This window comes from Nonomuraea recticatena (genome assembly GCF_039533245.1).
In the GTDB taxonomy this organism is placed as follows: Bacteria; Actinomycetota; Actinomycetes; order Streptosporangiales; family Streptosporangiaceae; genus Nonomuraea; species Nonomuraea roseola.
In genome coordinates, this window is sequence record NZ_BAAATE010000003.1 from 519321 (window position 1) to 540904 (window position 21584).

General features: G+C 70.6%; 19 protein-coding genes and 1 pseudogene. 10 read left to right on the forward strand and 10 right to left on the reverse strand.

Going from position 1 to position 21584, the window contains the following annotated elements:
* The first annotated feature begins 93 nt into the window (after positions 1-93).
* Together ABFX50_RS08750 and ABFX50_RS08755 are read left to right on the forward strand one after the other, a co-directional pair.
* Positions 94-1632: an MFS transporter gene (locus ABFX50_RS08750; RefSeq protein WP_346144837.1), complete on the forward strand. Its 1539-nt coding sequence runs from the start codon at positions 94-96 to the stop codon at positions 1630-1632.
* Between the two features lie 7 nt (positions 1633-1639).
* The gene (locus ABFX50_RS08755; RefSeq protein ID WP_346144838.1) at positions 1640-2245 is read left to right on the forward strand and encodes a TetR/AcrR family transcriptional regulator; all 606 of its coding nucleotides are present in this window, start codon (positions 1640-1642) and stop codon (positions 2243-2245) included.
* 307 nt (positions 2246-2552) lie between these two features.
* On the opposite strand, the gene ABFX50_RS08760 is transcribed toward ABFX50_RS08755, so the two are convergent.
* Positions 2553-4562, reverse strand: coding sequence for an AfsR/SARP family transcriptional regulator (locus ABFX50_RS08760; protein WP_346144840.1), 2010 nt, complete (start codon positions 4560-4562; stop codon positions 2553-2555).
* Positions 4563-4668: 106 nt separating this feature from the next.
* On the opposite strand from ABFX50_RS08760, the gene ABFX50_RS08765 reads away from it, so the two are divergent.
* From ABFX50_RS08765 to ABFX50_RS08780, 4 genes are read left to right on the forward strand one after another with little or no spacing between them, the layout of a single operon-like run.
* Positions 4669-6627 carry a right-handed parallel beta-helix repeat-containing protein gene (locus ABFX50_RS08765; protein WP_346144842.1) on the forward strand — a complete coding sequence of 653 codons (1959 nt, stop codon included), beginning with the start codon at positions 4669-4671 and terminating at the stop codon, positions 6625-6627.
* The gene (locus tag ABFX50_RS08770) at positions 6624-7004 is read left to right on the forward strand and encodes a cupredoxin domain-containing protein (RefSeq protein ID WP_346144844.1); all 381 of its coding nucleotides are present in this window, start codon (positions 6624-6626) and stop codon (positions 7002-7004) included. The genes ABFX50_RS08765 and ABFX50_RS08770 overlap by 4 nt, the downstream gene beginning before the upstream one ends.
* 13 nt (positions 7005-7017) lie before the next feature.
* Entirely contained in the window at positions 7018-8238 is a 1221-nt protein-coding gene (locus ABFX50_RS08775; protein ID WP_346144846.1) for a hypothetical protein, read from the forward strand.
* A gap of 13 nt (positions 8239-8251) precedes the next feature.
* Positions 8252-8785, forward strand: coding sequence for a TetR/AcrR family transcriptional regulator (locus ABFX50_RS08780; RefSeq protein WP_183658603.1), 534 nt, complete (start codon positions 8252-8254; stop codon positions 8783-8785).
* Here ABFX50_RS08780 and ABFX50_RS08785 read toward each other — a convergent pair.
* The 3 genes from ABFX50_RS08785 to ABFX50_RS08795 all read right to left on the reverse strand — a co-directional run bounded on the left by ABFX50_RS08785 (position 8747) and on the right by ABFX50_RS08795 (position 13359).
* On the reverse strand, positions 8747-10519 hold the full coding sequence (locus ABFX50_RS08785; protein WP_346144848.1) for an NAD+ synthase: 1773 nt from the start codon (positions 10517-10519) through the stop codon (positions 8747-8749). The two genes, ABFX50_RS08780 and ABFX50_RS08785, sit on opposite strands and share 39 nt — an antisense overlap.
* Before the next feature lie 49 nt (positions 10520-10568).
* Positions 10569-12041 (reverse strand): BTAD domain-containing putative transcriptional regulator, encoded by a 1473-nt coding sequence (locus tag ABFX50_RS08790; RefSeq protein ID WP_346144850.1) that lies wholly within the window; start codon positions 12039-12041, stop codon positions 10569-10571.
* Between the two features lie 106 nt (positions 12042-12147).
* Positions 12148-13359: an MDR family MFS transporter gene (locus tag ABFX50_RS08795; protein WP_346144852.1), complete on the reverse strand. Its 1212-nt coding sequence runs from the start codon at positions 13357-13359 to the stop codon at positions 12148-12150.
* A 60-nt stretch (positions 13360-13419) separates the two neighbouring features.
* Here ABFX50_RS08795 and ABFX50_RS08800 point away from each other — a divergent pair, with 60 nt between their 5' ends.
* Positions 13420-14373, forward strand: a complete 954-nt coding sequence (locus ABFX50_RS08800; protein ID WP_346144854.1) for a DUF5937 family protein — start codon at positions 13420-13422, stop codon at positions 14371-14373.
* On the opposite strand, the gene ABFX50_RS08805 is transcribed toward ABFX50_RS08800, so the two are convergent.
* Genes ABFX50_RS08805 through ABFX50_RS08815 form a run of 3 tightly spaced genes read right to left on the reverse strand, consistent with a single transcriptional unit; the run spans position 14357 to position 16642 of the window.
* The gene (locus tag ABFX50_RS08805) at positions 14357-15160 is read right to left on the reverse strand and encodes an expansin EXLX1 family cellulose-binding protein (protein ID WP_346144856.1); all 804 of its coding nucleotides are present in this window, start codon (positions 15158-15160) and stop codon (positions 14357-14359) included. The two genes, ABFX50_RS08800 and ABFX50_RS08805, sit on opposite strands and share 17 nt — an antisense overlap.
* A gap of 31 nt (positions 15161-15191) precedes the next feature.
* On the reverse strand, positions 15192-16076 hold the full coding sequence (locus tag ABFX50_RS08810) for a terpene synthase family protein (RefSeq protein ID WP_346144923.1): 885 nt from the start codon (positions 16074-16076) through the stop codon (positions 15192-15194).
* Positions 16077-16096: 20 nt separating this feature from the next.
* Positions 16097-16642 carry an EF-hand domain-containing protein gene (locus ABFX50_RS08815; RefSeq protein ID WP_346144858.1) on the reverse strand — a complete coding sequence of 182 codons (546 nt, stop codon included), beginning with the start codon at positions 16640-16642 and terminating at the stop codon, positions 16097-16099.
* 203 nt (positions 16643-16845) lie between these two features.
* Here ABFX50_RS08815 and ABFX50_RS08820 point away from each other — a divergent pair, with 203 nt between their 5' ends.
* From ABFX50_RS08820 to ABFX50_RS51290, 3 genes and pseudogenes are all read left to right on the forward strand, one after another.
* Positions 16846-18210 carry a glutamine synthetase family protein gene (locus ABFX50_RS08820; RefSeq protein WP_346144860.1) on the forward strand — a complete coding sequence of 455 codons (1365 nt, stop codon included), beginning with the start codon at positions 16846-16848 and terminating at the stop codon, positions 18208-18210.
* A gap of 447 nt (positions 18211-18657) precedes the next feature.
* A complete protein-coding gene (locus tag ABFX50_RS08825; RefSeq protein WP_346144862.1) occupies positions 18658-19695 on the forward strand; it encodes a trypsin-like serine peptidase in 1038 nt (345 codons plus the stop codon).
* A 92-nt stretch (positions 19696-19787) separates the two neighbouring features.
* Positions 19788-19958, forward strand: a pseudogene (locus ABFX50_RS51290) (DUF6461 domain-containing protein); the annotation flags it as partial.
* Positions 19959-20234: 276 nt separating this feature from the next.
* Here ABFX50_RS51290 and ABFX50_RS08830 read toward each other — a convergent pair.
* The 3 genes from ABFX50_RS08830 to ABFX50_RS08840 all read right to left on the reverse strand — a co-directional run bounded on the left by ABFX50_RS08830 (position 20235) and on the right by ABFX50_RS08840 (position 21487).
* Positions 20235-20780 (reverse strand): SMI1/KNR4 family protein, encoded by a 546-nt coding sequence (locus ABFX50_RS08830; RefSeq protein ID WP_346144864.1) that lies wholly within the window; start codon positions 20778-20780, stop codon positions 20235-20237.
* 43 nt (positions 20781-20823) lie between these two features.
* Positions 20824-21042 carry a hypothetical protein gene (locus ABFX50_RS08835; RefSeq protein WP_346144866.1) on the reverse strand — a complete coding sequence of 73 codons (219 nt, stop codon included), beginning with the start codon at positions 21040-21042 and terminating at the stop codon, positions 20824-20826.
* Between the two features lie 271 nt (positions 21043-21313).
* Entirely contained in the window at positions 21314-21487 is a 174-nt protein-coding gene (locus ABFX50_RS08840) for a hypothetical protein (protein ID WP_346144868.1), read from the reverse strand.
* Positions 21488-21584 lie beyond the last annotated feature (97 nt).

The following is a 21584-nucleotide window of genomic DNA, read 5'->3' on the forward strand; positions in this document are numbered from 1 at the left end:
AGACGACTTATGAAACGCGACCGTTGCGTATCGGAATACCTTGCGCTACGGTGGCGTTGCGAAACTACGTCGTATCGAAATTGGAGCTTCCTGATGGAACCACAGACGGGCCATCCCCGCCGATGGGCGATCCTCGGCGTGCTCGTTTTCAGCCTCCTCGCGGTGGTGCTGGACAACACGATCCTGAACGTCGCCATGAAGACCATCGCCGACCCTGTACAAGGGCTCGGCGCGACACAGAGCGAGCTCGAGTGGGCGATCAACTCCTACACACTCGTGTTCGCCGGCCTGTTGTTCACCTTCGGCGTGATCGGTGACCGCACAGGGCGCAAGCGCATGCTGTTCATCGGCATGGCGCTGTTCGGACTTGCCTCCCTGGCCAGCGCCTACTCGCAGGACCCCATGCAGCTGATCATGGCAAGGGCCGCGATGGGCATCGGCGGCGCGGCCATCATGCCGGCCACCTTGGCGATCATTTCCAACGTCTTCCCTCCGCAGGAGCGCGGCAAGGCCATCGGCGTCTGGGCCGGCGGCGTCGGCCTCGCGGTGGCGATCGGCCCGATCACCGGCGGACTGCTGATCGAGCACTTCTGGTGGGGCTCGGTCTTCCTGATCAACGTGCCGATCGTGCTGATCAGCATGTTCCTCATCGCCACCGTGGTGCCGGAGTCGCGTGACCCCAAGCCGTCCAGGCTCGACCCCGTCGGCGTGATCCTGTCGATCATCGGTCTGGTCGCCGTCGTCTACGGCATCATCCGCGGCGGCGAGCTCGGCACCTTCGGCAGCGCCGAGGTGCTCGTCCCCACCCTCTTCGGCGTGCTCGTGCTGGCCGTCTTCGTCTGGTGGGAGCGGCGCGTCGAGCACCCCGCCTTCGACGTGCGCAACTTCGGCAACGTCCGCTTCAGCTCGGCCATCGGCATGATGGGCATCGTCTTCTTCGCGATGATGGGCGGGATGTTCTTCCTGACCTTCTACCTGCAGATCGTGCTGGGCTTCAGCCCGATCCAGGCGGGGGCGCTGATGATCCCCTTCGCGGCGGCGCAGCTCATCTTCGCCCCGCTGAGCCAGCGGGTGAACGAAATGCTCGGCGCCAAGACGGCCGCCACGGTCAGCATGCTCGTCGTGACCCTCGCGCTGGCCGCCTACGCGCTGTTCGACCAGAACACCCCGATCTGGCTGATCGAGGTCGTCTTCTTCGTCCAGGGCGCGGCGATGGCCAACATCATGCCGCCCGCGACCACCGCGATCATGGAGGCGCTGCCCAGGGAGAAGGCGGGCGTCGGCTCGGCCATGAGCAACACCGTCCGCCAGGTGGCGGGCGCGCTCGGCGTGGCCGTGCTCGGCTCGGTGCTGTCCTCCTCCTACCGCGGCGAGGTCGCCCCCGCCCTGGCCGGGCTCCCCGAGGACGTCCAGCACCGCGCAGGCGAGTCCATCATGGCCACCGTCGGGATGGCCCAGGGCAACGAGGCCATCCTGCAGCCCGCCTACCGCGCCTTCATCGACGGCATGCACACCACGGCCCTCATCTCGGCCGCCATCGCCCTGGTGGGCGTCGTGGTGGTGGCCGTCTGGATGCCCGGCAAGACGAGGGTCGTCCAGAGGGTCGAAGAGAAGGAACCAGCGGTAGTGTGAGCCGGCGATGACGACGACAGAGACCGCCACGGCCCGCCCCGCGGGCCGTCCGCGCAGCGAGAAGGCCGAGAAGGCGATCATCGAGGCGACCCTCGATCTGATCGGCGAGGGGATGGGCGTCTCCGAGCTGTCCATCGAGGCGATCGCCTCTCGGGCAGGCGTCGGCAAGACGACCATCTACCGGCGCTGGTCCAACAAGGAGGACCTGGTCGCCGACGCGCTGGCCTCGCTCAAGGCGCCGGTTCCCACCCTTGCGGGCGTCTCGGTGCGCGACGACCTGATCGCGTTGCTCGACACGATGATGCGCGAGTCCGGCCAGGACCGCACGCGCTGCGTGATGAACATCGCGATGAGCGAGTCCGATCGCTATCCCCGGCTGTTCGAGAAGTTCATGAAGCAGGCAGTCGAGCCGCGCACCGCGGCGATGGTCGCGGTCCTGGAGCGTGGCGTCGAGACCGGCGAGCTGCGGGCCGACCTCGACGTGCGGCTGTCGCTCGGCACACTGGCGGGGGCGATGATGTGGCACATCAAGCGGGCGGCCGGCGAGGACGACCTCGCCGACGACCTGCCAGGCCGCATCGTCGACAGCGTCCTGCGCGGCCTGGCGCCGTGAGAACCCCACCGAAAGCGGATTGATATCGGGGGCTCGTATCGTGCACTCATCCCGTCCGTGAGGGATGACGGGAGGCGATGATGCGCAAGAAGAAGATCAGTTCCATGGATGTCGACCGGAACTGACCCGGTGAGCACGGCCGGTGGCTAAGGGGTTCGCCACCGGCCGCTCTCGCATCCCGCGTCGACGTGGTCCTGTCACGTCCTCCGCCTGATCGCGGAGGGGGTGGCAGGCACCCGCTGCCTGAGCAGCCGGCGCGCCTCCTCCGGCGTCATCAGCCGCAGCCCGGCTGTCCCCGTTCGCCGCCTCAGGTCCGCGCTGGCCGAGGCGCTGGAACAGCTCGATGGCGTGCAGGACGCACCTCATCGACTCCTCCAGCCGCCCCAGCCACCGGTAGGGGGTCGACAGGTTGCTGACGGCCTTCGGCCACGGTGGCCAGGTAGCCGTGGGCCGTCCTGCCCAGCGCGGCTCGCGCGTCGGAGGGGGCCAGCTCCCTGGCGTACAGGCGCAGCAGGTCGTGCATGGCGTACCTGTGCGGGGCGACCCTGTCGATCAGCCTGGCGTCGGCCAGACGCCTCAGCGCGGCGGCCGCCTCCGCCTCGTCACAGTCGAGGAGCGCGGCGGCGACGCCGGGGGTGTAGGTGCGCGCGTCGAGGGCGCCGAGCAGGCCGAACAGCGGGGCGTCAGGCTCGTCGCGCAGGCCGACGGAGAAGCTCGTGCGGACCGCCAGGTCGGCGTACTCCAGCGAGTCGAGCCTGGTCCTGGCCTCGACCAGGGCGGCCCTGAGCTCGGTCAGCGGACGGCTCGGCCTGGCCGCCCCCCTGGCCCCCACGATGCGGACGGCCAGCGGAAGCCCGCCGCACAGCCGTACGATCTCCCGCGCCGCCTCGGGATCGGCCGCGGCACGGGAGTCGCCGAGCGCGCTCTCCAGCAGGCTGAGCGCCTCGTCCTCCGCCATGGCCTTCAGGTGCACGTGGGCGGCGCCGTCGAGGGTGGTGAGCGGACGCCTCGAGGTGACCATGACCATGCACCTCGGCCCCGCGGGCAGCAGCGGCCGCACCTGCGCCACCCCTGTCGCGTTGTCGAGCAGCACCAGGAGCCGCCGGTGCGCGGTCAGCGACCTGAACCTGGCCGCCGCCTCGTCGACCTCGGCGGGCACGTCGGGGCTGCCGAGCGAGCGGAGGAACCTGCCGAGGACCTCGGCGGGTCCGAGCGGGGCCAGGCCAGGCGTGGCGCCGTGCAGGTCGGCGTAGAGCTGGCCGTCGGTGAAGCCCTCGGCCAGCCGCCTGGCCGCCTCCACGGCCAGCGACGACTTGCCCACCCCGCCAGGGCCGTTGATCGCGACGATCGGCAGGTCCTCGCCCGCCAGCTTGTGGATGTACCTGAGCTCCACCGCCCTGCCGACGAACCCCGCCGCCGCGGCGGCGGGCAGCTCGGCGGGCCGCGGGACGAAGCCAGGATCGTCCTGGTCCGCCGCGTCGCAGGCGTCGGGCGAGCAGGACGCGGCGGCGTGCTCATGGGGGGAGGAGCCCTGGAGGAGCACGGGCCTGGCGGGGGAGCGGAAGAGCACGGGCTCGTCGGTGAGGACGGCCCGCTGCGCGCGCCGCAGCTCGGGCCCGGGCTCCAGGCCCAGCTCGGCGCCCAGCAGGTCGCGTCCCGCCTGGTAGGTCTCGAGCGCCTCCGCCCTGCGCCCGTTCAGGTAGAGGGCGCGCATCAGCTGGGCGCGGCTGCGTTCGCGAAGCGGGTGCTCGGCCACCAGGGCCGTCAGCTCGGCGACCAGCTCGCCGTGCCTGCCGAGGGCCAGCTCCAGCTCCACGCACTCGTCGGTGGCGGCGAGTCGCAGCTCCTCCCAGACGGCGCTGCCCGGGACCGTCCTGCCCAGGGTCGCCAGCGTGGGGCCGCGCCAGAGGGCCAGCGCCCGCCGCATGGCCGAGGCCGCCTCCGCCTGCCGTCCCGCGGCGGCCGCGGCCCGCCCATCGGCGATGCCGCGCTCCGCCTCGAGCGCGTCCAGCCGTACGGCGGGCGGCACCCGGTAGCCCGCCGCGACCGTCTCGATCACGCTGGGGTCGGCGCCCGCCTCTCTCAGTGACCTGCGCAGCGTGGAGACCACGATGGCCACCTGGCCGCGGGCCGAGCTCGGAGGATCCTGCCCCCACAGCACGTCGACCAGCCGCTCGACGGAGACCGCCCTGCCGGGGCCGAGCAGCAGCAGCGCCAGCGCGGCCCGCGCTCTCGGGCCACCGACGTGCACGGGCTCACCGCCGACGAGCACCTCCAGCGGGCCCAGGATCCCGAACTCAACCGTGGCGAAGGACATGGCACGCCACCGTAGCCAGCGGGCGTTGGGTCGGCATTGGGTCATCTGAGCAGGCGTTCCTGCCAGGCTCTAGGCAGAACGTGAGCAATGTTCTAGTCTCGCCGCCATGCCCCTCATCGCGCGCCGGACCTTATCCCTGCTGGGCCTGGTCCTCGTTTTCCTGCTCCCGGCCTCAGCGGCCCTCGCCCACGAGGAGCGGGAGGTGAAGTTGCCGGACGGCACGGGCAGCGTTCCCGTGTACCGGCAGGGCGAGCCCGACCTGCTGGTCTGCAAGACGGACAAGTCAGATTTCCAACGCCGAATCGCGAAATTCCCCGATGAGCTGCGGCAGCGCAACCTCAGGCTCTTCGCCAGGTGCCAGAAAGAGGGGTTCAGGCACCTGCAGGAGGCGGTGGACAGGGTCGATGGCCCCGGGATGAACATCGCCATCCTGCCCGGCCTCTACCTGGAGGAGCCCGGTCAGCCCGCGCCCACGGGAGAGTGCGCCGACCTCAAGGCCCGCTGGTCGAGCTGGGGCTACCAGATCCTCTCCTACGAGCAGCAGGTCCAGTGCCCGCACAACCAGAACCTGGTCGCCATCCTCGGCAAGAAGGACCTGCAGATCGAGGGCACGGGCGCGGGCCCGCTCGATGTGATCATCGACGCGCAGTACCGCAAGCTCAACGCCATCCGCGCCGACATGACCGACGGCGTCTACTTCAGGAACTTCACCGCCCAGCGCACGACCTTCAACTCGCTCTACATCCTGGCCACCGACGGCTTCGTCATCGACCGCATGCTGACCAGGTGGAACGACGAGTACGGCTTCCTCACCTTCGCCAGCGACCACGGCCTCTACACCGACTGCGAGTCGTACGGCAACGGCGACTCGGGCATCTACCCCGGCAGCGCCTCCAACATCAACGACGGCCTCGGCTACGAGGTGCCGCGCTACGCCATCGAGATCAGGCGCTGCAAGAGCCACCACAACATGGTCGGCTACTCGGGCACGGCGGGCGACTCGGTCTGGGTGCACGACAGCGAGTTCTGGGGCAACCTCGCGGGCGCCACCATGGACAGCGCCTTTCCCGGGCACCCGGGCCTGCCGCAGAACCACGCCAAGTTCGAGAACAACAAGATCTACGACAACAACGCCGCCTACTACGAGCACGTCAGAGACGGCACCTGCGCCAAGCCTCCCGCCGAGCGAGGCTACGAGAAGGGCGTGGTCTGCCCGCAGATCGGCCTGCCGCCCGGCAGCGGCATCATCACCGCGGGCGGCAACTGGAACGTCTTCAGGAACAACCAGATCTGGGGCCACGACAACGCCGCCTTCAACCTGATGGCGGTACCCGCCTTCATCAGGGGCGAGGAGGCGTGGGACAAGCAGTTCGACACCTCCCACCACAACCTCTACACGGGCAACCTGCTGAAGGACAACGGCGCCGACGTCTACTGGGACGGCCAGGGCAGCGCCAACTGCTGGGAGGGCGTGCGGGTCGCCAGCCCCGCCGCGCTGCCGGGCTGCGGCGCCACGGGACCGGCCAGGGTCGTGGCCGAGCCGGTCAAGCTCGTGCAGATGTATCTGTGCAACGACTACAGCATCGGCGAGCGCCGGCTGCCCGGGGGCTGCTGGTGGTTCGGCTCCAGCGGTCTGGCCAGGGTGGAGGTGCAGCTCGCGCTGGGCGGCTCTGTCGTGCTCGCCCTGATGGCGGTGCTGTTGTGGCGGCGCCGCCTGCGTTCGCGCTGGGCGCTGCCGCTGACCGTCGTGGGTCTGGCGGGGCTGGCCCTCGACGTGCTCGGCGCCCTCGACGGCTACTCCGTGCTGCCCGCCGCCGCGCTGGCGCTGACCGGGCTCTGGCTGCTCGGCGCGGGCTGGATCATGCGCGGCGCGTTCGGCTGGTTCACCGTCGTGCTCGGGGTGCTGCACCTGGTCGACGCCTTCGACAGGGCGGTGTGGATGCTGCCGCTGATCCCGATCGGGCCAGGCTGGATCCGCGGGCTGCTCACAGGGGTCTGGGTGCTGTGCGCGGTGGTCGTGGTGGCGCCCAGGCGCAGGGCCGAGCGGGAAGAGGCGGCGGCGTGAGGCGCGCGGTGGTCCTGCTGGCGTGCGTGCTGGTGGCGGGGTGCGGGCCGATCTCGGAGACCCATCACAAGCCGGGCACCGGGCACGAGGTGGCCACGGGCGCGCCGTTGCCCGGCGAGCCGAGCGCGCAGATCACCATCGCCGGGGGGCGGGTGACGCCGCCGCCGGGCTGGCTGGAGGTCAGGCGGGGCCAGACCGTCAGCCTGACCGTGACCAGCGACGTCGCCGACGAGCTGCACGTGCACGGCTTCGACATCAAGCAGACACTCCGGCCAGGAAAACCCGTAAATATCAGGTTCAAGGCTGATATGTCGGGTGTCTTCGAGGTGGAGACCCACGGCGGCAAGCTCGTCCTCATCCAGCTGGCAGTGAAGTGACGGGCCGGCGGAGATGACAGGAGTGCTGGCACACGGGATCGGCAGCCGCAGCGACCTGCCGATCCCGCTCTTCTACGCCTACGCGGGGGCCTTCGCGGCGCTGGTCGTGTCGTTCCTCGCGCTGGGCCTGCTGTGGGCCGACTCCCGCTTCAGCGGCGACAGGGCGGGGCGGGTGCTGTCATGGCGTCCGCCCGCCAGGGCGATCCGCGTGGTCACCGCGGTCCTCGCGCTCTACACGCTCGGCTGGCTGCTCCTCGGCCCCGCCGAGGACAACGCCGCGCCGTACCTGGTCTACGTGATCTTCTGGGTGGGGCTGGTGCCCGCCTCACTGCTGTTCGGACCCGTCTGGCGGCTGGCAGGCCCGTTCAGGCTGCTGCCCGACAGGCCGCGCCGTCCGCTGCCCGGCCGCCTCGGGTACTGGCCCGCCGCGGCGGGTCTGCTCGCCTTCACCTGGATGGAGCTGGTCTCGCCCGAACCCGCCGCCTCCGCGACGCTGCTGATCTTCCTGCTGGCGTACGGCGCCGCGCAGGTGGCGGGGACCGTCGTCTACGGCCACGCCTGGCTCGAACGAGGCGACCCCTTCGAGGTCTACTCCACGCTCGTCGGCCACCTGTCGCCCCTCGGCCGCAGGGCCGACGGCACGCTCGTGCTGCGCAGCCCCTTCAACGGGCTCGACGCCATCGCCCAGGCCCCCGGGCTGGTGGCGACCGTGTGCGTGCTGCTCGGCAGCACGGGCTACGACGGTTTCGCCGGAGCCCCCTTCTGGGTGAACGCGCTGCAGACCAGCCCGCTGGGCCCGACGGGCCTCGGCACGTTCGGCCTGCTGGTGGCGGTCGGGGGAGTGGCCGCCCTCTACACCGCCTGCCTCTGGGCGGCGGGGCTGATCGGCGGGGCGCGCGGGCTGACGCCCAGGTTCGCCCACTCGCTGGTGCCGATCGCGATCGGCTACCTGGTCGCCCACTACTTCTCGCTGTTCGTCATCGAGGGGCAGCGGGCGGTGATCCTCGCGCTGGGCCTGGACGCGCAGGTGAACCAGGACGTCGTGAGCGCGGGCGTCATCGCCACCGTCCAGGTGCTGGCCATCGTGGCAGGGCACGTGATCGGCGTGGTGGCCGCGCACGACAGGTCGGTGCGCCTGCTCGAACCGGCCAAGGCCGTCGCGGGTCAGATCCCGCTGTTCGTGCTCATGGTCTGCTACACCCTCGGCGGCCTGACCCTCCTGTTCGCCGCATGAGACTGTTTGCCGCATGAGACGCACCCCGCTTCAGCGGCGCAGCGCCGAGAGGGTCGACCGGATGCTCGACGCGGCGGCCGCGCTGCTGGACGAAGGCGGCTACGACGCGCTGAGCACGCGCACCGTGGCCACCCGCACCGGCATGCCGATCGGCTCGATCTACCGCTTCTTCAGCGACAAGCGCTCGCTGGCGGCGGCGCTGACCAGGCGGAACCTGGAGCAGTTCCTGGCCAGGCTCGAGCCGAAGCTGGCCGGGGCCTCGGGGTGGGACCCCGTCATCGACACCGTCGTGGACGAGTACCTCGACATGAAGGCCACGGTGCCAGGCTTCGCCGTCCTCGACTTCGGCGACAACGCGGAGGTGGCGGGCGCGCTGGCCGAACTGCTCGGGCTGCGCGAGGGCGCCAGGGCGATGCTGGTGGCGGTGGAGGCCGCCGACGCGCTGCTCAGGGCGCACCACGACGAGCCCGAACTGGTGGAGGAGACCAAACTGCTGCTGCGCTCCTACCTAGGAGGGCGTCTCCCTCCACCTGTTGGTGATCGGTAGCCTGCGGTCCCTGCCGAAGTTCTTCGGGGTGATCTTGGGGCCTGGCGGGTACTGCCGCCGCTTGTACTCCGCCAGGTCGACCAGCCGGATGATCCGCGCCACCAGGGCCGGGTCGTGGCCCGCCGCGATCAGCTCCGCCGAGCCCATGTCCTTCTCGACGTAGTCGTCCAGCAGCCGGTCGAGCACCTCGTACGGCGGCAGCGAGTCGGTGTCTCGCTGGTCGGGCCGCAGCTCGGCACTGGGCTCCTTGGTGATGGAGTTGTCCGGGATCGGCCGCTCGGCGCTCATCAGGAACGAGGGGTCGGTGTGCTCGTTGCGCCACCTGGCCAGCGCCCACACCATCGTCTTCGGCACGTCCTTGATCGGCGCGAACCCGCCGGCCGAGTCGCCGTACAGCGTGGAGTAGCCGGTGGCCAGCTCGCTCTTGTTGCCCGTGGTCAGCACCAGGTGGCCGTGCTCGTTCGACAGGCCCATGAGGATCATCCCGCGCACCCTGGCCTGGAGGTTCTCCGCGGCCAGGCCCGACAGGGCGATCTCCTTCTCGAAGCCGTCGACGATGTCGGAGATCGGCACGATCCTCGCGTTGACGCCCTGCCTGCGCACCAGCTCCTCGGCGTCGCCGAGCGAGTGCTCGGAGGAATAGCGCGAGGGCATCATGACGACATGCACGCGCTCGGGCCCGATGGCGTCGGAGGCGATGGCGGCCGTGAGCGCGGAGTCGATGCCGCCCGACAGGCCGAGGATCACCGAGCCGAACCCGTTCTTGGCCACGTAGTCGCGCACGGCCAGCACCAGGGCGTGGTAGACCTCGCCGGTGTCGTCCAGCCTGGGCTCCACCTCGGGCGTCACCGGCTCGTACGGCGCGACGGGCTCGGCCGACAGCACCACCCGCTCCACCGTGATCGTCGTGCCGTCGCCCGCGTCGAAGGGGAACAGGCCGGGCTCGGCGTCGGAGACGGGCAGGTCGAGGTCCACGACGAGCAGCTCCTCGCGGAACTGCCCCGCCCTGGCCACGAGCGCGCCCGAACCGTCGACGACCAGCGAGTCACCGTCGAAGACCAGCTCGTCCTGTCCGCCGACCTGGTTGGCGTAGACGAGCGCGCAGCCCGCCTCGCGCGCCCTGCGCGCCACCAGCTCCAGGCGGACGTCGTCCTTCTCCCTCTCGTACGGCGAGGCGTTGGGCACCACGAGCAGGCCCGCTCCCGCCTCACCCACGACGGCGACGGGACCGCCCTCCTGCCACAGGTCCTCGCAGACCGCGATCGCCACGTCGACGCCGTGCAGGCGGAAGATCGGCAGCCGGTCGCCGCGGACGAAGTAGCGGTACTCGTCGAAGACGCCGTAGTTGGGCAGGTGGTGCTTGGCCGTTCTGGTGACGATCCTGCCCCTGTGCAGCAGGGCGGCGGCGTCGAGCGGCGCGCCCTTGGGCTGGCCGACGCGCGGCGCGAGCCCCGCCCTGTCGACGTAGCCCACCACGACGGGCAGCTCACCGAGGCCCTCGTCGGCCAGCCGCGCCGCGACCTGCTCGAGCGCCCTGATGCTGGCGTCCACGAAGGACGTGCGCAGTACGAGGTCCTCGACCGGATAGCCGGTCAGGAACATCTCCGTGAAGAGGGCGAGGTGCGCGCCGCGGTCGGCGGCGTCGCGTGTCCACCTCACAAGCGAGTCGGCGTTGGCGGTCAGGTCGCCGACGACCGGATTGGTCTGAGCCAGGGCAATGCGCAGAAGTGCCACGCCACCCACCCTAATACTCTGCCCTTTTTATCCTCAAAGCGACGATAAGTCACCCGTTGTCTCCGGGAGTCACCAGACCCGTCTCGTAGGCGGCCACCACCAGCTGTGCCCTGTCGAACAGGCCCAGGTGGTCGAGCAGCCCCGCGACGGCCTCGGCCACCTCGTCGTCAGGGACGGCGAGCGTCCGGGCGATCTGCCGGTTGGTCAGCCCGCGCGCGATCAGCCTGAGCACGTCGAGCCTTGAGTCGGCCAGCCCAGCGAGGGCCGGGGGAGCGGAGGGGTCGGGCCTGCCGGCGAAGGCGGAGATGATGCGCGTCGTGAGCGCGGGGTCGATCAGCGCGTCCCCGGCCGCCGCCGCGCGCATCGCGGCCACGAGCTGCTCGGGGGCCGAGGTCTTGAGCACGAACCCGCTGACCCCCGCCCGCAGCGCGGCGTAGAGGTTCTCGTCGGTGCCGAAGGTGGTCATCATGATGACCTTGGGAGGGTCCTGGTCGGCCAGGATCCTGCGGGCCGCGGTCAGGCCGTCGAGCCTCGGCATCTGGATGTCGAGCAGGACCAGATCCGGTCTGGTGTCGCGGACGACGACGATGGCCTGCTCGCCGTCAGAGGCCTCGCCGGCCAGCTCGAGCCCCTCCTCGGTGTCGATGACGACCCGAAGCCCCGTCCTGACCAGCGCCTGGTCGTCGGCCACCACGACGCGCAGCGTCCGCTCCGCCGGACCTCGCCGCGCGACCTGCGGACGGGACACGGTCACGGCGTCCTCGCCGGCCGGGAGGTCGAGGTGGGGTGCCTGGCTGAGCATGTCGGCTTCCAGCCGCTGCAGGACGCCCGAGGGGTCGAGCCCCAGCTCCTCGCGCCAGATCGTCCTGGCCCTGCGCAGCGCGCCCAGAGCGTCGCCCTGCCGTCCGCTCCTGTAGAGGGAGGTGGCCAGCAGCCGCCAGCCCTCCTCGCGCAGCGGGTGGGCCGTGGCGTGCGCCTCCAGGTCGGGCACGAGCGAGGCCGCCTGCCCGAGCCGCAGCCCCGCCTCCGCCCGCCGTTCGACGGCCACCAGGCGCAGCTCCTCCAGCCGGCCCGCCTCGGTCGAGGCCCACCCCAGCTCGGCGAACTCGGCCAGCGCGGGACCCCGCCACAGCCCGAGCGCGGACTCTGTGGCGTCCCAGATCTCAGCGGCCGTCCCGTCGGCCCTGGCCAGACGCTCGAATCGCCAGCAGTCCACCTGGTCGGCCGCGGCGCGCAGCGCGTAGCCCGGCGGAGCCGACACCAGGACCGCCGCCTCCGAGCGCGGCGCCCTGTCAGGCTCGAGGGCGCGCCGCAGGCGGGAGACGTATCCCTGGATGGTCGACAGTGCCTGCGCGGGCGGGTCACCTGGCCAGAGCTCGTCGATGAGCGTGGTTACGGGCACCGCCCTGCCCCTGGCCACCAGCAGCCTGGCCAGTACGGCCATCTGGCGCTGGCCGCCGAGATCGAGGGGGATGGCGTCGAGACAGACCTGGAACGGTCCCAATGCGCTGAAGGTCACCATGGCAGGCGTAAGCGTAGAGCGACCTGCGGGTGTGGCATATGGCGACATGCCCCAAAGCTCCCTTCAAAGTGGGAGCGCGGGGCGCCGACGTGCCGCCGACGGCCGATCAGCCCTCGTTCAGCGCCGCCCTGCGCCTGATCGCCGGGCCCAGCGCCACCCCTGCCCCGGCCGTCACCAGGCCGATGACCCCGATCGTGAGCCACAGCGCGAGACTGCTGATCTCCAGCAGCGGCGTCATCAGCGGGGCCGCCATGCCCGCCACCGCCCACGCGAACCCGAACAGCCCCGCGTACCTGCCGCGCAGGTGCGGAGGGGCCAGCGAGGCGACGATCGCGCCCGCGATGCCCGCGGTGACGATCTCGCCGATCGTCCAGACCACGATGGTGGCCACCAGGGTGATCGTCGAGGTGACGAAGGCGGTCAGCGCGAAGCCGACCCCCATGATGCCGATGCCGAGCGCGAAGGTCCTGCTGGGATCCCTGCGGCCCAGCCAGTCGGACACCAGCGGCTGCAGCACCACGATGAGCACGCCGTTGGCCGCCATCGCCACGCCGAACTGGGCGGTGCTCAGGCCCGCCAGCTTCATCGCCACCGGCAGCGTGGTGAAGGTCTGGCTGTAGACCAGCGCGTCACCGAGCACGACGACGGTGAAACCGAGCATCAGCCTGTCGCGCAGGACCTGGCGCATCCCACCGCCCGTGGTGGTCTCCGAGGACGCGGGCCTCGTCTCGGGCACCGCCCTCCACACCAGGACGGCGAAGACCACGCTGCTGATCGCGTCGAACCAGAACAGCCACATGAAACCCGACTGCGCGAGCCAGCCGCCCGCCGTCATGCCGACCGCGTAGCCCAGGTTGATCGCCCAGAACAGCAGGCCGTACGCCCTGGGCCGCTCGGCCGGGGCGATCAGGTCGGCCACCAGGGCGCTGGAGGCGGGCCGGTAGGCGTCGATCACCAGGCCGAGCACGAACATCGAGGCCAGGATCGCCGGCAGCGTCGTGCTGTAGCCCAGCGCCAGCATCGCCACCGCGGTGGCCAGCATGCCGCCCGCCAGCGTCGCCCTGCGCCCGATGCGGTCGGCCAGCGTCCCCGCGATCAGCTGGGAGACCAGCGAGCCCGCGCCGAACACCGCCATCACCAGGCCCGCGGCCGTCAGCGACAGGCCACGCGACTGGGTCAGGTACACCCCCGTGAACGGCATCACCATCGTGCCGAGCCTGTTCACCAGCGTGCCGCTCCACAGCGCCCAGAAGGGGCGCGGCAGGCCGCCGATCTTCGACTGCAGGAAAGAGGGCTTCTCAGCGAGTGCGGTAGTCACAGGTGAGACCTTGATGGGTTTCTGTCCGACTCGCGAACGATTTAGTGCACACTAAAAAGTATGGCCATCGAGTGGACCCTCAGACCCGAGGACGTCGCCCGCATCAGGTTCGCCTTCTCGCCGATGTGGGAGCTCGTCGCGAGCCTGCGCACCCTGCGCGACCCGGCCCGCCAGGTCGTCCACCTGCCGTGGATCAGGGCGGTGCGCCCCAGGCTACCCGCTCTCGACCTGGTCGAGCTGCTGGCCCTGGTGCCGCCGAGCGGCTACCTCGCCGACTTCCTCACCCCTCCGCCCGACACCCCGCTGCCCGACTTCGCCGCCGAGCTCGACAGAGTACGCCGGACGCCTCCCGAGCGCGCGGCCGAGGAGGCGGCGCTGCTGGCGGGCACCGAGCGCTTCCGTGCCGACCCGGTGGCGGGCGTGGCCAGGGTGGCCGACGCACTCGAGGCCTACTGGGAGTCGTGCTTCGCGGAGTACTGGCCCCGCGTGTACGGCCTGCTGGAGCGCGACGTGCTGCGCCGCTCCCGCGAGCTGGCGACCGGAGGGGCGCGGCAGCTGTTCGCGGGGCTCGACCAGGCCATCGTGTGGAACGGCGAACAGCTGATCATCGACAGGCCGTGGTGCGCGGGCTCAGCCCACCTGTACGGCGACGGCCTGGTCCTTGTGCCCTCGGCGTTCTACTGGCCGAGCGTGGCGGTCATGTCGGCGCCCTACCAGTCGATGGTCGTCTACCCCGTGCAGGGCGTCGGCACGCTGTGGGAGCAGGGCCCGCCGCCCGCGCCCGACGCCCTGGCCGCGCTCATCGGGCGCAGCAGGGCCCAGATCCTCACCGCGCTCGCCGAGCCGACCACCACCTCGTCGCTCGCCCGGCGGATGTCGCTCAGCGCCGGCGCGGTCAGCCAGCACCTGGGCGTGCTGTCCGCGGGCGGCCTGGCGGTCGGCAGGCGCCTGGGCAAGGAGGTCGTCTACCGGCGCACGCCCACGGGCGACGCGCTGGCTAGCACCGCCGCCTGACCCCTTCGGCCGACAGCGGCAGGGGCGTCGGCGCAGGCGGCGACGCCGTGACCGGTTCGGCGCCCTTCGCCCCTTCGTAGAGCCTGACGGCGGTCCGCTGGACCCGGCCAGGGGCCAGACCCACGCCCTTGACGGTCGCGCGCTGGCCGTGGACGTCACTCACCCGCAGCTGGAAGGGGCCGTCGCCGGCCCCGCGCGGGGCCACCCAGTAGCCGTCGGAGCCGCGGTCGAGGGCGTGCCACTCGTCGTCGCGAAGGAGCTCCACCCCGCTCAGCGGGTTGCCGTGGTCGATCACCTGCAGCGCCAGCCAGCCCGCCGTCGAGCCCTTGTGCACCCGGAAGGCCAGGCCCCTGCTCAGCTCCGGATCGCGGACCGTGCGGTAGACGACCTCGGTCACACCCGCGCCCGGGTCGGCGATCCTGGCGAAGGCCGCCCTGCTGAGGTCCACCTCGCCCGAGCGGCAGGACGGGCAGCTGTCGACCACCTGCACGCGGACCGTGCCGCGGGGGCCCGTGACGTCGAGGTAGCCGCCGCACAGCCTGGAGCCCGCGTACTCTCCCGACGACACCGAGGCGTACAGCTCGCCGCCGGAGATCGAGCAGTGGCCGTCCGTGCCCTGGTAGTACATCGCCCTGCCGGTCACGGCCGGATCCGCCTCGGCGGCCGCGCAGGCGTCGTGCCGCAGGAAGCTCACCACCCACACAGTGACGGCCAGGGCGGCGAGCACCGTCGTGCCCGCCATGCCCCTGCGCCGCCAGGTCGTCCGCTTCGCATGTCGTCCCCCCATGCTGAATACATAGCGAGATCGACCGGTGACGTTACGTGTATCTCTCCGTCTCGGTGATCCAGTCGATGTGGGCGCGCGGCGCGGTCAGGTAGGCGCAGGCCACCTTGCTCACGTCCCTGGCGACCTTCACCGGCAGCGTGTCCAGGGGCAGCCGCCGCGCCGCCGCCCGCATGTCGGCGCACCGCCCCGCGATCCTGTCGAGCACCCAGTCCAGGGCCTCGGGCTCGCTCAGACCGAGCTCGCTCGCGGCGATCACCACGAAGTTGTGCGCGTCACCGCGCTCCTTGTCCAGCGAGGCCACATCGTTGCACCAGGCCGAGACGTCGGCGCAGGACTCCACGAGCGCCTGCCACGGCTCGCCCTCGTGGAGCTCCGGCGGCACCTCCACGCCGAGGCAGGGTTCGACCAGGTCGTACAGGTAGGGCCCCGCCGTCCCCCTGCGCAGCCCCGGGTACTCCTCGATCGTGGGCACCCGCGAAGAGGCCCTGTTGTCGGCCTCCGTACGGCACGCGTCCGCCTGCCGCTGGAGGTTGGTCGCGAAGCGCAGCCGCCAGTCGTCGCTCATCGACACGCTGGTGATCCTCCACAGGTCGGCGAAGGCGGCCTCGAGCGGATGCTCGCCGTTGCCGTCGAACAGCCTCGGGTACGGCTGGCGCTCCTCGTCCATCTGGTCGTCCAGGTGGAACAGCCAGGTCAGCCACTGCGCGAACAGCGCGGCGGAGCCCGCGTCGAACTCGGCGAAGGCGCGGGCGGCCAGGCGGTGACAGCTCGACCTGCGGTCGACCCGCAGGCCCGTCCTCCTGGTCCAGTCGATGACCGAGGCCTCGATCGCGTAGACCGAGCGGTGCATCCTGCACGGCGCCGCCAGAGCGGGGACGCGTTCGATGAGCGGTGTGAGCACGCTCGCTGAGGTCATGGTGAGCACGGCCGATCCCCCTAGACCGGGCCGAACAGCCAGTTGCCCGGGGCCTGCGGGTCGTCGCCGGCGTAGAACTGCCTGGCCGCCTCGACCAGCTCGTCCACGGCCAGCGTGCCGTCACGGTCGTGGTCGAGCCGGTCGAAGGCGTCGTCCACGTCGTCGTAGGCGGTGCCGAAGGCGCTCAGCAGCATGCGGAACTCACCCGCCCGAACCCTGCCGTCCCCGTCGCCGTCGCACAGCTCGGCGACGGCGCGGGCGGCCGGCCTGAAGACGGAGTCGAACCCGTCGCCCTCGATGAAGGCGGCGGTCATCCCCGCGTGGAACTCCTTGCTGGAGATGGAGTCGTCGCCGTCCTTGTCGAGCTGGGCCGACAACGCCGTCCAGACGCGGTCGAAGCTCTGCACGAGCCGGTCGCCCCTGACCGAGGTGGGCGACTCCCCGAACCCCACCAGCAGGCGCGCGCCGAGCCCCAGCAGGTCGTCGCGCTCGATCGCCCCCGCGCCGTTGACGTCGATGTGACTGAAAGCCTTGTCGAGCTTGCGTTTGCGCAGCTCAGCGCTCATGTGGTGCCTCCCCCGAGACAGCGGTGCTTGATCACCCTAGGAGGCGCGAAGGGCGTTGTCAGTGAGGCACGCGCTCTTCACTTGGGCACGAGGGGGCAGAAGACCTCACCGGCCACGCCGTGATGTGTCCCCGTAACGTGCGCGAAACACGCGACGGGCAGACTGTAGGGGACCAGACATGTCTTTTCAGTCAAGGGGATGCCTTGGACCGTCAGCAGGAGTTCGTTCTCCGCACACTCGAGGAGCGCGACATCCGGTTCATCCGGCTGTGGTTCACTGACGTGCTCGGCTTCCTCAAGTCCGTCGCCATCGCGCCCGCCGAGCTCGAAGGCGCCTTCGCCGAGGGCATCGGCTTCGACGGCTCGGCGATCGAGGGCTTCGCGCGCGTCTACGAGAGCGACATGCTCGCCAAGCCCGACCCCGCCACCTTCCAGATCCTGCCCTGGCGCAGCGAGGTGCCCGGCGCGGCCCGCATCTTCTGCGACATCCTGATGCCGGACGGCTCGCCCTCCCACGCCGACCCGCGCTGGGTGCTCAAGCGGGCCCTGGCCAAGTGCGCCGACATGGGCTTCACCTTCTACACCCACCCCGAGATCGAGTTCTTCCTGCTGAAGAACCGGCCCGAGGCGGGCGGGGAGAGGCCCGAGCCGATCGACTCCGGCGGCTACTTCGACCACACCCCGCACAGCGCGGGCCACGACTTCCGCCGCCAGGCGATCATGATGCTCGAGTCGATGGGCATCTCGGTGGAGTTCAGCCACCACGAGGGCGCGCCGGGCCAGCAGGAGATCGACCTGCGCTACGCCGACGCCCTCACCACCGCCGACAACATCATGACCTTCCGCCTGGTCATGAAGGAGGTCGCGCTGGAGCAGGGCATCTGGGCCTCCTTCATGCCCAAGCCGTTCACCGAGCACCCTGGCTCCGGCATGCACACCCACATGTCGCTGTTCGAGGGCGACCGCAACGCCTTCTACGAGGCGGGCGCCGACTACCAGCTGTCCAAGATCGGCCGCTCGTTCATCGCGGGGCTGCTCAGGCACGCCGCCGAGATCACCGCCGTCACCAACCAGTGGGTCAACTCCTACAAGCGGCTCTGGGGCGGGGCCGAGGCCATCGCGGGGCAGGGCGGCGAGGCGCCCTCCTACATCTGCTGGGGCCACAACAACCGCTCGGCCCTGGTGCGCGTGCCGATGTACAAGCCGCACAAGGGCGGCTCCACCCGCATCGAGTTCCGCTCGCTCGACTCGGCCTGCAACCCCTACCTGGCCTTCGCGCTGGTGCTGGCCGCGGGGCTCAAGGGCATCGAGGAGGGCTACGAGCTGCCCGCCCCCGCCGAGGACAACGTCTGGGCCCTGACCAGCGCCGAACGGCGAGCCCTCGGCATCCAGCCGCTGCCCGGCTCCCTCGACGAGGCCATCGCCGTGATGGAGCGCAGCGAACTGGTCGCCGAGACACTGGGCGAGCACGTCTTCGACTACTTCCTGCGCAACAAGCGCACGGAGTGGCGCGAATACCGCCGCCACGTCACCGAATTCGAACTCGGCCGCTACCTGCCGGTCCTCTGACCAGGAAAGACGCTCTGCCGTCGAGCGGTCCCGCATGCTTGAGGGTCGCTCAACAGCAGGGCGTGTTTCGATTCTGATCATGTTCAGGGCGCATCCAGAGATGTCCATGGGCCCGCTTTGCGTGCTCGGTCGCACCGGGCACGAGGTGTGCGGGTTCGTAGCGTGAAAGCCAGGTCACCGAGCCCGAGGTGTTCGGCCACGGTCTCTCTATCGACACCGGCGGCGGGCCAGGCCGACGCTGCGACGTGGCGGAGCTTGTGGCATCCGTGCTCCTTCGATGGCGCAGCGCCTCAGGCCCTCACGGCACGGTGCCGTCCAAGAGGATGGCCGCATCGCTCGCTTCTGAACATCAGTTCGAATTCACTCTTCCCGCGGCGTCCCGCAAGGATTACGATCTTGCTTGCTGGTCGATCAGACCGGCTTCATATCGGCGGACGGGGAAGATCGATGATGAGACGCAGGCTGCTCACGCTGGCGATCGGCTTAGGGCTGGTGGGCGCCACCGCCGTCGCCGCGCCCGCTCAGGCCGCGGACGTGGTGTCGGCCCCGCTGACCTTCAGCACGGCGAACGCTCAGCAGGTCGCGACGTTCTGGCTGGCCGACGGAGGCGCCAACCTCAGGAGCGCCACGCCCTACGCCCCGCAGACGGAGGTCCACGGGGAACGTACATCCAGCGACGTCGTCCCGCCCGGCAAGCCCGGCCTGGTCGCGCCGGTGCCTCCGGAGGCGGAGGGCGAACTGCCCCAGACCTCGGGCAAGGTGTTCTTCGTCGGCGCCGACGGTCAGCCTCACTGGTGTTCGGGCATCGCCGTCCAGTCGAACTTCCGCAACCTCGTAGCCACGGCCGCGCACTGCGTGTACGACATGGAGGGCGCCCCTGCCACGGTTGACAAGTTGGCCTTCGTTCCCGGCTACTCCCAGGGCACCACCCCATCCGGCCTGTACGTCGGGAAGCAGACGTTCGTTCATTACGACTTCACCCAGTACAGGGACCACGACCGCGACTTCGCCTTCGTGAACGTCTACGCCGGCGTCGTCCTGTCCTCGTCGGGAGCGCTGACCACCACCGGAAGACTGGTCGACATCGTCGGCGGGCAGGGCCTCGCCTTCAACCAGACGAACACCCCGGCCGTCGACGTCTTCGGCTACCCCGCCGGCCCCCACCCCGACGGAACCCGGCCCTACACCGGCGAGACCCTCGAACGGTCCACCGGGCAGACCTTCGCCATGAGGCTCGCCTCGCCTCCCGCCGACCAGCCCATCGGTGTCGACTCCCCGTTCACCGGCGAAGGCTCCCTCGGCTCCTCCTGGCTGAGGAGCTACAGCGACGACCACCGCCTCGGCTACCTCAACGGCATCACGACCGGCGTCACCGACACCGACGGCGACGGCCGCTACGACACGGGAGTCTCCCCGTACTTCGACAGCGGGCTGCACACGGTCTTCCGCGCCGCGGGCTCGTACGCGACCGGGCGCATGATCTGAACGGCTTGGCCGGCCTCCTCCGAGGGTTGGCCGGCGGCCGCCATCACCATCATGAACGGGCGCACGTCGATTTCGTGGGGGAGGAGTTGGTGATGGCACACGACCGGGTGGGCTCGATCCACCACCTCGCCACGGAGCCGAGTGCGCCTGCGGAGGATTACGCGTGGTTCGTCGAGGCGTGTGCGGAGGAGAGTGACGGATTCAGCGCCACTTTCGTGCGGGGCCTGTCCGCCGAGGAGGCTCTGCGTCGGCTCGGGGCGACTCCAGGGGATGTCTCCGGCAGTTGGGGCATCGGAGCCTGGGCGGCCTCCGGAGGGACCGTCCTGGTCGACTACGGGTACGCCGAACTGCCGGCTGGCGGAACGGGCCACCTCCGTCCACCTGTCGCCTGCCCACCACGCGGTTCCCCCCATCGTCGGATCCGTCGATCACCTGTACTGACCGGGGCTCTGTCAGCGGTCGCCGTGACTTACCGAGTCGCGGTGCTCCGCTGTCCCGATGATCCAGACATGCGCCGAACGCTGACGGACCTGGCCCGGTCACTCACCCTCGGACAGCCGCTGCCGAGCCGTCTTCCACGGTCGCATCTCGCCGGCCTCGTCGGCGTCTTCCTCGTACCAGCCTGTTCCCGCCAGCCAGCGCTCCAGCCAGCCGGTCAGGCTCCCTGAGTCGACGTACCAGGCGCGGTGCCAGTCGCCCTCGATCCCGTTGGGTTCGAAGACCAGGACGGTGCCCTCGGGGCTCCTGCAGTCCACAGCGGCGTACATGCCGCAGCCCCAGTCCAGGATCGGCAGGACCTCCGCCGGCCAGTGGGGCTCACCACCCGACTCCGTCAACCGGCGTTCCTCGTGGTAGACGGTCACGGCGGTACGCCCCGCTCCCATGAGGGGGAAGAGCTGGTAGTCGGGGCCGAAGCCCCCGTTGGCCACTTCCCGGTAGAGCCGTACGAGCACAGAAGGGAGCCCGAACCCCAGGAGGCGCTCCGCTCGTGCCACCTCCTCCGCTGTCGCCGGGGGAGGCAGCCGTTCCTCGGTCGCAGCCGCCTTCGCCAGGACCTGTCGGAGCAGATCATCGGTGTCTGTCATGGCGATGATCCTTTCGGAAGGACCACATGCCGGCCATGGAGTCTCAGGGTCCTGGATCCGATCGGTCGACGAAGAGGTCTTCGGGCCGGGGGAGCGAGGCAGGGTCGTCTTCAGCGGAGTAGACCTCCAGGCAGGAAAGGCGGCCGTCCTTGGTGAAGAGGAGGACGCCGTCATTCCGCCCACGTACGGTGGCGGAGATCAGCATGCCGTCCTGTACGGGAGCGGCGAGCGCATGAGGGTCCTTCCTCACACGAAGGTCCACCGTCGCGCATCCACAGCCGCAGCCTCCCGTCACGGTCGCGAAAGGGACCTGCGCGCGAAGCCCTCCCGCTCCGGGGAAGTCCTGCGCGAGGAGCGCCATGATCACGGCGCGTTCCTCAGCGGACAGGGGGCGTTCGCCGGCCGACACATCGACAAGGTAACCCGATCGGCTGCAGCGGGCCATGTCCGCCGCGTCCCCGCTTCACGGGATCGGCACCGGGCGGCAGGTCATCGCGGGCCGCCCCTACGCCACGTGTGGGACAACCGGCACCTCATGCGGGCTCTGCCCACCGTCTCGTCGTCAGCAGCAAGGCGATGCCGCCGACCACCACCCAGCCGACCACGCCGAACAGGCCGCCGAGGACAGGGTCGGCGGGATGGCGGGCGTCCGAGACCACGAGGTGGAACGCGGGCATCGTGCCGTTGATCGCGGCGTGCCCGATCACGGCGGGCCAGACGCTGGCTGTACGGAGGCGGAGCCAGCCCAGCAGATGCCGTCCGGCGGCGGGCTGGGTGGGAAACCGGTCGCCGAGCGGTGAGCCC

Bases quoted from the DNA above. Each gene is read 5' to 3' on its own strand.
- ABFX50_RS08750 (WP_346144837.1), top strand. From the start codon at position 94: ATGGAACCACAGACGGGCCATCCCCGCCGATGGGCGATCCTCGGCGTG.
- ABFX50_RS08755 (WP_346144838.1), top strand. From the start codon at position 1,640: ATGACGACGACAGAGACCGCCACGGCCCGCCCCGCGGGCCGTCCGCGC.
- ABFX50_RS08760 (WP_346144840.1), bottom strand. From the start codon at position 4,562: ATGTCCTTCGCCACGGTTGAGTTCGGGATCCTGGGCCCGCTGGAGGTG.
- ABFX50_RS08765 (WP_346144842.1), top strand. From the start codon at position 4,669: ATGCCCCTCATCGCGCGCCGGACCTTATCCCTGCTGGGCCTGGTCCTC.
- ABFX50_RS08775 (WP_346144846.1), top strand. From the start codon at position 7,018: ATGACAGGAGTGCTGGCACACGGGATCGGCAGCCGCAGCGACCTGCCG.
- ABFX50_RS08780 (WP_183658603.1), top strand. From the start codon at position 8,252: ATGAGACGCACCCCGCTTCAGCGGCGCAGCGCCGAGAGGGTCGACCGG.
- ABFX50_RS08790 (WP_346144850.1), bottom strand. From the start codon at position 12,041: ATGGTGACCTTCAGCGCATTGGGACCGTTCCAGGTCTGTCTCGACGCC.
- ABFX50_RS08800 (WP_346144854.1), top strand. From the start codon at position 13,420: ATGGCCATCGAGTGGACCCTCAGACCCGAGGACGTCGCCCGCATCAGG.
- ABFX50_RS08805 (WP_346144856.1), bottom strand. From the start codon at position 15,160: ATGGGGGGACGACATGCGAAGCGGACGACCTGGCGGCGCAGGGGCATG.
- ABFX50_RS08810 (WP_346144923.1), bottom strand. From the start codon at position 16,076: ATGACCTCAGCGAGCGTGCTCACACCGCTCATCGAACGCGTCCCCGCT.
- ABFX50_RS08815 (WP_346144858.1), bottom strand. From the start codon at position 16,642: ATGAGCGCTGAGCTGCGCAAACGCAAGCTCGACAAGGCTTTCAGTCAC.
- ABFX50_RS08825 (WP_346144862.1), top strand. From the start codon at position 18,658: ATGATGAGACGCAGGCTGCTCACGCTGGCGATCGGCTTAGGGCTGGTG.
- ABFX50_RS08830 (WP_346144864.1), bottom strand. From the start codon at position 20,780: ATGACAGACACCGATGATCTGCTCCGACAGGTCCTGGCGAAGGCGGCT.